This is a genomic window from Bradyrhizobium sp. 138, from assembly GCF_023074075.1.
Taxonomy (GTDB): Bacteria; Pseudomonadota; Alphaproteobacteria; order Rhizobiales; family Xanthobacteraceae; genus Bradyrhizobium.
Genome location: NZ_JADPKT010000012.1, coordinates 113,125 through 123,491 on the forward strand (window position 1 = coordinate 113,125; position 10,367 = coordinate 123,491).

Below are 10,367 nucleotides of genomic sequence, written 5' to 3' on the forward strand. Positions count from 1 at the left end.
GTGTGCGTGAGCGTGCGATTTGGTGGGGATAATTGCGTGGTATTTGGCGCGGAAAGCTTGCTAAACACGCTGTGGCGTGACCAGGCCAGAAACCAAAGTTGTAATGGAATCAAGGGCCTGTGACCGAAAGTGAGCACGGATTGACGGGAAAACCCGCGAATCATAGTATGCTGGCCCCGGCAGGTGCCCCCCAGAGCTGACACTCTGAGGGGCGTGGTCCTGGAGGACCTACTTGCCGACATTATCTCGGGGTGTCTTCCATTCGTGGTAGACGCCCCGAGCCGTTTCGAAGACCATCATGCCGGCGTTGATCGCCACGATAGTCATCGATGCCGCCAGGACCACCTTCCAGCAAAGAAGCCAATTCATGGCTCCCTCCTTTCCAGCGGTTGACGAAATTGCACCTGATCTAAGAATCAGACATTGCTGTCTCAAATCACTCGACTAGGTGTACCCCTAACCAAATATGGCTTTGGTTTCGAGTCAATGTACATTTTGTTGTCCCGTTCCATCAGCTTGATTCCACTCACAGAATCGATCCTAGGTCCTATCATCGATTCGGCCGTGATTCGTCAAAAACGTCGATAAATCCAGACTCGATGCCGATTCCTAACGAGTCGACCCGCACGATTCTGTGGATACGATTCCGAGCCTTGACGGTTCGAATCCTTTAAACAGCACGCGATTCGGAATCCTTTTTCGAAGGATTCGTACGACGCTTCGAAAGGGTCGCTTGTTCATGCGTCGGCCTGGCTGCTCATGTGTGACCATCAAGCTGTCCTCGCTAATCCGTCGATCATGATCGACCACGGGCGAGAGGACGAGTTAGCCTTCCCGTTCGATCCCAAGCGTTACCGGAAATTCCATGGTTCAAGATCGTGCCAAATCTCCAACGAGGGGCACGAACATAATCTTTCTAAACGCGAATTTTGGGGCGGCGCTCCATCGAACATTGGTGTTCAGTGTCTCCACGGAATACGGGCTAGCCATTCCTTCGGTGACGGTGATGAGGACTGTCGAACGCAGCCAGTCCCGACGCGGATGCCGGTGAGATCCTCTGATTATTTCCCGCGCCGCACGCGACGATCGAATATGCGACGCGGTGGCGCCAGGATACGTTGCCCCGTCCGAGTGGCCTCGGAAGTGAAGCTTCCCACGCCGATGTTAAAACCGATCGATGGGCTGTTCTTTCCGTCGACCGATCGCCGATGTCCGCGCGTCGCGAGGCGCTGCTTTTGCGGTATTGGGGTGGTCGTAATGGGCAGGCTCTCGATAGGAAGGCGGGGCCATCAACCAACGCTTTCCTTGATAGTCCAAAGACGCAGAATGTCTGGTCATCCTAGGACTTGAACAACGGGAGGGTGGAGGTCCACAATGTGGGGTTGAATACGACAACCCACGGGAGGAGGATCGGGCAGGTGAGCTATAAGCCGAGTTCGTTGTTTAGGCTAATTGAGGAACTCAACCGCAGCATTTTCTTGCCGCACATCCAGCGCCCTTTTGTTTGGGAAGAGGATCAAATGCTGCGGCTGTTCGATAGCCTGATGCGCAATTACCCGATCCAGACATTTTTATTTTGGCGTACCAAGGACGAGATCAAGGCGCGCAAATTCATGGAGCGCGTCGAATGGGATGCGGACCTCAGCGATTTTTACGATCCTGGCAAAAGCAAGAAGGACGTAGAGAAGGTCTTCGTGCTTGACGGGCAGCAGCGTCTCCAAACGCTCTACGCGCTTTTTTGCGGCGCAATCACTTCCGCCGACAATCGCAGGGCAGAAGCGTATTTCGACATCACAAGCGGGATTGTCCCGGATGAGCGCGGATTGTTGCACCGCGTCCAGTTCTCGGCTGAGCCGCTCCAGCTTCCCTGGTACCGCATCGCCGATGCGATAAGTCGCGATGGACAACGAAACTCGGAGGAAGTAGCCGACCGCATCAATTCCTCCATGGATAATTTGAACGCCACGGCCCCGCCAGACAAGCGGGAGGCGCCCCCGCAAGCCAAGGAGCGGGAGAAACGTGTGCGTCGGAATTCCGGCCAGTTGCTATCGCTGCTCCGGGAGGAAAAGCACTTCTGGATTCAGGAGCTCGATGGCGTCGCGAACGAATATCCGTATGACAGGATTCTCGACATCTTTGTCCGGGTGAATTCGGGCGGCACGAAACTAGATGCGTCCGACCTCATGTTCGCAGCCATGAAGGAGGCGTGGTCCGACGTCGAAGAGGTCATCGAGCAGACGACCGAGATGTTGAACGGCACCAATCTGCAATTCGACAAGACTTTCCCGCTAAAATGTCTGCTCGTGGCGCACGGCCGTGGCGCAGAAGCATCCCCCGAAAAATTCACGGGTCCGGATGGCGATGGGTTGATGTCCGCCATCAATACGAATTGGGCAAGGGCGGAGCAGGCCTTCCAGGAATTGCGGGATTTCCTCAAGAACGACCTGAAGATTTATGCCGACAAGGTGATACGAAGCTACAACAGCTTCATTCCCCTGTTCGACTTCCTCTATCATAACCCCAAACCCAACGAGGCGACCCGCACGCTCCTGAAGGCCTATCACTACAAGGCGCAGTTGTTCGGCTGGTATTCTCAAGGCACGGACACCGTCGTGAACGCGCTCCACACGATCGTTGGCAAGCCGAGCCCCGGCGGATTCCCGATGACGGAGATCAAAGACTATTTCAAGAAGCGCGGCTCGGCGACAGAGCTAACGCGCGCGCATATGAATGAAACGCGCTTGCGCTTTATCCTTTTGAACCAGGTCTACGTCGACCAGATGGGCGCGTCTCCTTTCGATGTAAAATTCAAGGGCAACGATCCTCATGTCGATCATATTTATCCGCAGAGCATGCTGCGATCAAAATTGGGTTTCTTAAGTGCTGATATCAACCATCTCGGTAATCTGCGATTTATGGGAGCGACTGACAACATCCGCAAAAAGGCTGAGCTGCCTGCCGCGTATTTTGCCCGAATGAAGGCTGGAGGAATGGACATCACCAAGCACCTCCTCCTAGCCGACTATGCTGGTGATCCGTCGAAACTCGCCTTCGACAACGCGTCGTATAAGGAATTCCGGGACCTTCGTTTTGAGCGGATGTGGGATATCTTGTCGTCAACAACGAATCCTGAAGTCACGTAACAAGCAACGTCCCTTAAGCGGTTAAACAGCACCATGTCGACTATTCACGAGAATATCGTCGAGAAGCTCATTGCGGAGCTGACCGACAAAAAGTCACTTAGCGCAGAAAAGATCAAGGCGCTGCACAGTCTGCTGATCGCCGAGGGGAAACTGCGTCCGGACGATCTCATTCAGTTGTTTTCGTCCGACGACGGTGAGGTCGCATGATCAAGATTGTCGCGGCTCATATCGAAGAAGTCCGGGGTATCCGCAAGCTGGATATCCGGCTTGACCAGGCAACGTTCGCGATTTCGGGACCTAACGGGTCGGGCAAAAGCGGCGTGATCGACGCAATTGAATTTGCATTGACCGGGCAAATCGGCCGGTTGACGGGGCCCGGTACAAAGGACCTTTCCGTCAGCGAGCATGGGCCCCACGTCGACAAGGTGAAGTTTCCCGATGCTGCCTTTGTCAAGCTGGAGGTGTATTTTCCGTCCCTGAAGAAGGCCGCATCCATCACGCGCCAGGTGTCGGCACCGAAGAAGCCTGTAATCACTCCAAAGGATCCTGCCATCAAGGCGGCATTCGATGAGATCGCCTCGCATCCTGAGATCACGCTGTCTCGCCGTGAGATCCTGCGGCTCATTTTGGTAGAGCCAACGAAGCGGTCGGACGAGATCCAGACAATTCTCAAGCTGGATGCGGTCGGGCAAACTCGCGGTGCCCTGAATACGGCCCACAATCGGCTGCAGACCGCACTGAAGGCCACTGAGGGCCAGGCATTGTCAAGCCGCGACACGCTTGCGCGGCATCTCAATATTGGCGAGTTCAGGCCCGAAGAAATCCTTACCTCGGTCAATGCCCGGCGCCAAACGCTAAACCTGCCTGAGATCGCCAAGCTCGCGGCGGACACGAAGCTGGATCAGGGGTTGTCAGAACCTGGCAAGGATCCAGACTTCAACAAGCAGGCTGTGCTCAGGGACCTCAACGCGGTGTGAGAGGGGATTTCAGTACTTCCCAAGGCCGGAACGCCTGCAGCGGATGCCATCCTCGCAGCCATTTCCCGGCTTGAGTCCGATCCATCGCTGCTCAGTGCCCTTCATCATCGTGCTTTGGTCGAGCACGGACTTGACCTTGTCGACGGCCCGCTCTGCCCGCTGTGCGATCACCGCTGGGCCGACGAAGATCATCTCCGGAGCCACCTGGCCGCGAAACTCGCGAAGTCGGAGGAAGCTGCGACGTTGCAGGGAGCGATGCTCTCCTCCGCGGGCGATCTTTCCCGCGAGTGCGCCAAGCTACGGGAGCTGCTCGTGGCTGGCTACCGCGTCGCGGCTGGCCAGAATCATGCTGCTTCGCGATTGGCGATTGAGGGATGGGGTAAGGAACTCGAAGGGCTGCGGGCTGATCTTGGTAAAATGGAGGGTATCATTGGCCTGAAGCCGCGTCTGACGTCCGGCTGGGCCGGACCTCCGAAGGACTTCGCCGACGTCCTTGCATCGCTGGTGGCCACCGTGGAGTCCAAGCCGGATCAAACGGCAACCGTGGATGCGCAGACGTTTCTCTCGGCCGCACAGCTTCGGCTTGATGATTATCGCGAGGCAATGCGACGGAAGCAGCGCGCCGAGGCTGCAAGCCAAGCTGCGAAAGTGGCTTATGATGCTTACTGCACCGTGATGGAAGAGGAGCTCGATGCGCTCTATCAGGATGTGCAGGAAGACTTCAGCACCTTCTATCGCCTGATCAACGAGGGCGATGAGGAGAAATTCACAGCCAAATTGTCGCCGACCGCTGGCAAGCTGGATTTCTCGGTGAACTTCTACGAACGGGGCCTCTTCCCGCCTGCGGCCTTTCACAGTGAGAGGCATCAGGACGGCATGGGCGTTTGCCTATACCTTGCTTTGATGAAGCGTCTCTCGGGAGACAAATTCACGCTCGCCCTCCTCGACGACGTCGTGATGTCCGTTGACTCAGGTCATCGGTACCAGTTCTGCAAGCTGCTCAAGACGCATTTTACGAACACGCAGTTCGTCATCACGACGCATGACCGATTGTGGGCGGAGCAGATGCGATCGGCTGGGCTGGTGACGGGCAAGACATCGCTCTCGTTTCACGGATGGACTGTGGAAACGGGGCCCCTCGTCGAGTCCAATGCAGAAGTATGGGACGATATCGCGGCAGCTCTTGCGAAGAATAAAGTGCCTGAGGCGGCAGGGACGCTTCGCCGGCACCTGGAGTTTGTCGCGCGGCGTTTGGCGGACAATCTTGGGGCAAGCCCGATTTTCAAATCGGATGGAAATTACGAACTGGGTGAACTCCTGCCGAGCGTTCTGGTGCGGCTGCGCGAATTGTGCGGCAAGGCGGCCGATGCGGCTCAGTCATGGGGAAACAGTGCTGAGAAGGATGCCGCTCTGGAGCGGAAGAAGTTGCTTTCGACGTGCAACGGCGCCGTCAATGTCGAACAATGGGCCGTGAATAAGGCGGTTCACTACAACGAGTGGGCCAACTTCGGGCGCAAGGATTTTGAACCGGTGATTGCTGCCTTTCTTGAACTCCTCGGTTGCTTCCGGTGCGATGGATGCGAGTCGTGGCTATATATCACGCCACGCGGCCATCCGGATTCCGTGCGCTGCTCGTGCAGCCGCGTGAACCTGAATCTCAAATCGAAGGGGAAGTAAGCTGTTGTTTGGCGTACTGCCCAGGCGTCATTTCAGAAATTGGGTGTGGACTACGACAGCACTTTACTCGCTATTTGACCTTCCCTGCGCGGCTTCCTAGCTTTGGACCATGTTTGAGATCACAGGCGACGATATTGCGGCTTTGAACGACACGGACCTGCGCACACTCGTGGGCCGCCTGTGTGAAGCCGAGCTACGCCGAGGAGGCCTCTCAGTCTCCGCGGTGACTTATGGCGGAAATCAGACTGCCAAGGACGGCGGCTTGGATGTCCGCGTGGCAGCGCCGGCCGGATCGGCCGTCAACGGCTTCATTCCCAAGCCTCAGACCGGTTTTCAGGTAAAGGCACAGGATATGGCGCGAGCCGACATTCTCCATGAGATGAAGCCCAAGCCGGCACAGGTGCTACGCCCCTCGATTATCGAGCTGGCCGATATGGACGGGGCTTATGTCATCGTCAGCTCCAAGGGGTCGGTGACAGACATCGCCCTGAACGACCGCCGGGCCGCGATGGAAGAGGCACTTGTAGGCACGACTGCCGCCGGGAAGCTTGTCCTGGACTTCCTCGATCGCGACCGCATGGCGACGTGGGTTCGCGACCACGCGGGCGTTATCCCGTGGGTCCGCGAGCATATCGGCAAGGCTGTGCCGGGCTGGAAGTCGTTCGGGTCATGGTCACTTGCCCCCGGCGGGGCTGAGAGCAGTTACCTTTTTGACGAGCACGCGCGCATTCGCACCGGCGACAAAGATGAAGGCGATGGCATCTCCGCGATCGATGGCATCAATAAGATCCGCGAGGTGTTGTCGAGGCCGGGGCGGGTGGTTCGACTGGCTGGCCTGTCGGGCGTGGGCAAGACCCGTTTGGCAGAAGCTTTGTTCGAGCAATCGGTGGGGGATGCCGCTCTCGATCCCTCCCTTGCGATTTACACGAATGTCGCTGACGAGCCCAATCCGCCGCCGGTTGGCTTGGCATCGGACTTGAACGCCAATAACACCCGCGCGATCCTTGTGGTCGACAACTGCCCTCCGGACCTGCACCGAACGCTTTCGGAAGTGGCGCGCGCGCAGGGGGCGTCCATCAGCGTCATGACGATTGAATACGACATTCGTGACGACCAGCCGGAAGGCACCGATGTCTTTCGCCTTGATACCTCATCCACCGACTTGATCGAGAAGTTGGTCGCGCGGCGCTATCCGGATTTGTCCCAGGTCGATGCGCGTACTATCGCCGTGTTTTCTGACGGCAATGCGCGCGTCGCGCTTGCCCTCGCCTCGCGTATCGAAAAGACCGAGCGTGTCTCTGAGTTGACCGATGAGGAGCTGTTCAAGCGGCTGTTCCAGCAGCGCCATGACCCCGATCCATCGCTGTTGTTGATCGCGCAAGCTTGCTCGCTGGTCTATTCCTTCGAGGGGGAGATGCTTGACGGCGATACGGCAGAGCTTCCAACACTCGGGCAACTGATAGGGAAAACGGCGGACGAGGTCTACCACGGCGTTGCCGAACTGCAGCGTCGCGATCTTGTGCAGGCGCGTGCACAGTGGCGCGCGGTCCTGCCCCACGCCATTGCAAACCGCCTTGCCAAGATGGCGCTTCAAAATATCCCGCCGGCCCGGATAAAGTCCCTGCTGGTAGATAATGCATCCGAACGCCTGCTGCGTTCGTTCTCGAGGCGGCTCGGCTATCTCGATGACAGCAAGGAGGCAAAGGCCCTTGTGGATGGCTGGCTGGCCCCGGGCGGTCTTCTCGGCGACGTGAGCGACCTTAACGAACTCGGGTGCGCGATCTTCGCAAACATTGCCCCTGTCGCGCCCGAGGCCGTTCTAACGGCAATCGAGCGTACCGTCGCGTCGGGCGACGAGGAGACACTTAATCGCTGCAAGCACTTTGTGCGTCTATTACGGTCGCTGGCGTATGAGGAGAGATTCTTTGAGCGCGCCATCGCTGTTTTGATAAGGTTTGCAGCCCTTAACCCCGACAGCGAAAATGATGGTGACGCCAATCGGGTCGTCGCGTCATTGTTCTACATCGTTCTATCCGGGACCCGCGCACCCATCGATATGCGGATCGAGGTCGCGCAAGATCTACTGTCATCCGGCGATGCGAATGAGCGTGCGGTTGGCGTTGCAGCGTTGGAGTCGCTGCTAAAAACCGATCATTTCATGTCGAGCTATGATTTTGATTTCGGAGCCCGTTCGCGGGATCACGGTTATCATCCAGCCAACGGCGCCGAGGTCCGGTCGTGGTTCGACACGACGTTGAAATTGGCCCGAAGCGTAGCTCTTTCGAATAACCCGATTGCACCCGCTGCGAAGAAGGCGGTTTCACAGGAGTTTCGCAGTCTCTGGAGCCGCTCCGGCCAGGCTGAGCAGCTTGACCAACTCTTCCGTGACATTGCCGGCGCAACCTTCTGGCGCGACGGATGGGTCGCGGTGCGAGAAGCGCGTCGACTGGATGGCAGCGCCATGCCGCCGGAGATTCGCAAGCGTCTGACGGAATTGGAGGAATATCTTCGCCCGAAGGACCTTGTTAACCGGGTGCGAGGCCTTGTCTGCGGGCAACGCGGCGGCGCCCTCGATCTCGAAGATTTTGACGATGAGGAAGGGGACGAAGAGTCTGCCGCGGAAGATACGGTCCCCGCTCCTCGCAAGGTACAAGAAAGCTACGAGGTACGCGCTGCGCGTGCGGCGTCGGCGATCCGGGAGCTTGGGCACGATGTCGCTGCGGACGAAAACGCGTTCCGTACGCTGTTGCCGGAGCTTATGAATGGCAACGACAAGGAGCGCATGTTTGGCGCGGCGCTTGCCGAGGCCTCGGAAAACCCGCGAGCATTGTGGGATGAGGTCGTCAAGCAATATGGTGACACGAAAGATGCGCGTCTGACCTTAGTCGGCGGGGTCTTGCAGGGCCTGTTGAAGCGCGACGAGGCGCTGGGGAACGTCATCCTTGACGAAGTGCTGTCCAGCGCAACGCTCGACGAGTCATTTCCTGTCTTGCAGGCGTCGGTAAACATCGATGGTCCAGCCCTTGGTCGCTTGCATAAATCTCTAGAGCTGGGAAAAGCGCCGATTGAAGCATTTAACAATCTTGCCTACGGCCGCGCGTGCGAAAACATCCCTGGACCAGAGTTTCGGGATCTGTTGCTCGCGATATCGCGCAAGCCGGGCGGCATCCCGGTTTCCGTGGAAATCATCGCCATGCGCCTTCATTCCGACGGATCGGCCAAGCGCCCGCCTACACCAGAGGTTCGCGAGGCGGGCCGGCAAATTCTGGACCGCTTCGAGTTTCGACGTACAACGGGCCGCGCGCACCGGGACGATCACGAGCTTGGCATGGTGGTAAGAGGGACGCTGAGCGGACCGGAGGGCGCTCTTGTGGCTCGGCGGCTTAGCCGTAAGCTGATGGATGCCGCATCAAGGCACGATGTCCGCGCCTACGACAACGACGATCTCATGAACGGTTTGTTGCGGGTTCATCCATCCGATGTGCTCGACGAACTTTTCTCCGGTACTCCAGCCGAGATCAAACGTAGCGTAAGTTTTTTCCAGAATCTTTCTCGCCATCGTCAGAATATTTTTGGCGGCGTTACGGACGATTGTATCCTGGAATGGTGCGATCGCGAGCCCGTGCTCCGCTATCCGCTTATGGCTTCCGTTGCAATCCTATTCAGCGGCGACGATGAAAACGCCGCGATTGAATGGCATCCCCTTGTTGGTGAGTTGCTCAAGAGGGCGCCTGACCCTGCGCTTGTCTTGAACGAGATTGTCCGGCGACTTTATCCCTCGTCGTGGAGCGGATCGCTTGCGACCGTGTTGGAGAAGCGGCAAAAACTGCTTGACGCCTTACAGGGCGCAACGGTGCCAGCTTTGGAGGCCGCTGTTAAAGCCGCAAATGACCGGCTCCAGAAAACCATTGACGCGGAGCGGTTAAGCGAACGCGAAGAGGACAAGCAGCGCAACAACCGTTTCGAGTGAGCGAAGAAGCTAACCTCGCGCCACCAGCAGCGTTCAATATGGTTTGCAGTGTTCGCAGTGGGTGCTCGGCGAGCGATAAGTGTTGTGAGAATCAAGGCTGTCTTTGAGCGCCTCCGGATGAGCATGGCCGACGATCCATTCTGGCGAGATACTAGCTCGAAGCATAAACGTGAAATCGATCGGTGCAGACCAGTCAGGCTGATTGCATGTTAAGCGGGTCCATTCCCGTAACATCTTGGCGGCTAATTCCGTACGCGTGGCAAGGCTTGTCAATCGGCTTGCAAATTTGACCCCTCATCGGCGTCCAATTTTGACCCCTTAGCATGGCGGGCTTTGCTGGTAGCGCTCGTCTCGTCGGAGCTGGCCGGGATAGCGGAGGCGAGACGAGCGCGGGTGGCGTGATCGTCGTCTCGGCTTTTAAACCTCCAGCTATCGTTGCCGGTTTCCACGATGTCACAGTGATGGGTCAGTCGGTCGAGCAACGCGGTTGTCATCTTGGCGTCACCGAACACGTCAGAGTACCCCTATTCTCGAGCGGGTCGTGTCTCACGTCACGATCACTGACCCGCATCATTTTCTGTTCGGGCACCGGCTTGAGGT

Annotated in this window: 7 protein-coding genes and 1 pseudogene; 5 read left to right on the top strand and 3 right to left on the bottom strand. The window is 57.6% G+C overall.

The genetic code is table 11. The features are described 5' to 3' along the window. Positions 1 to 228 precede the first annotated feature (228 nt). Positions 229 to 369, bottom strand: coding sequence for a hypothetical protein (locus IVA79_RS08360; RefSeq protein WP_247551758.1), 141 nt, complete (start codon positions 367 to 369; stop codon positions 229 to 231). 1,049 nt (positions 370 to 1,418) lie between these two features. Between IVA79_RS08360 and IVA79_RS08365 the strand changes: the two genes are divergently transcribed. Genes IVA79_RS08365 through IVA79_RS08375 form a run of 3 tightly spaced genes read left to right on the top strand, consistent with a single transcriptional unit; the run spans position 1,419 to position 4,120 of the window. Then, a complete protein-coding gene (locus IVA79_RS08365; protein WP_247551760.1) occupies positions 1,419 to 3,143 on the top strand; it encodes a DUF262 domain-containing protein in 1,725 nt (574 codons plus the stop codon). Between the two features lie 33 nt (positions 3,144 to 3,176). Next, positions 3,177 to 3,350, top strand: a complete 174-nt coding sequence (locus IVA79_RS08370; protein WP_247551762.1) for a hypothetical protein — start codon at positions 3,177 to 3,179, stop codon at positions 3,348 to 3,350. Then, positions 3,347 to 4,120, top strand: a complete 774-nt coding sequence (locus IVA79_RS08375; RefSeq protein ID WP_247551764.1) for an ATP-binding protein — start codon at positions 3,347 to 3,349, stop codon at positions 4,118 to 4,120. Before IVA79_RS08370 ends, IVA79_RS08375 begins: the two co-directional genes overlap by 4 nt. 9 nt (positions 4,121 to 4,129) lie before the next feature. On the opposite strand, the gene IVA79_RS08380 is transcribed toward IVA79_RS08375, so the two are convergent. Beyond that, on the bottom strand, positions 4,130 to 4,312 hold the full coding sequence (locus tag IVA79_RS08380; RefSeq protein ID WP_247551766.1) for a hypothetical protein: 183 nt from the start codon (positions 4,310 to 4,312) through the stop codon (positions 4,130 to 4,132). 120 nt (positions 4,313 to 4,432) lie between these two features. On the opposite strand from IVA79_RS08380, the gene IVA79_RS08385 reads away from it, so the two are divergent. Then, positions 4,433 to 5,797, top strand: coding sequence for a hypothetical protein (locus IVA79_RS08385; protein WP_247551769.1), 1,365 nt, complete (start codon positions 4,433 to 4,435; stop codon positions 5,795 to 5,797). A gap of 109 nt (positions 5,798 to 5,906) precedes the next feature. Next, positions 5,907 to 9,767 carry a hypothetical protein gene (locus IVA79_RS08390; protein ID WP_247551771.1) on the top strand — a complete coding sequence of 1,287 codons (3,861 nt, stop codon included), beginning with the start codon at positions 5,907 to 5,909 and terminating at the stop codon, positions 9,765 to 9,767. Positions 9,768 to 10,036: 269 nt separating this feature from the next. Here IVA79_RS08390 and IVA79_RS08395 read toward each other — a convergent pair. Further along, positions 10,037 to 10,279, bottom strand: a pseudogene (locus IVA79_RS08395) (ATP-binding protein); the annotation flags it as partial. Between the last annotated feature and the right edge of the window lie 88 nt (positions 10,280 to 10,367).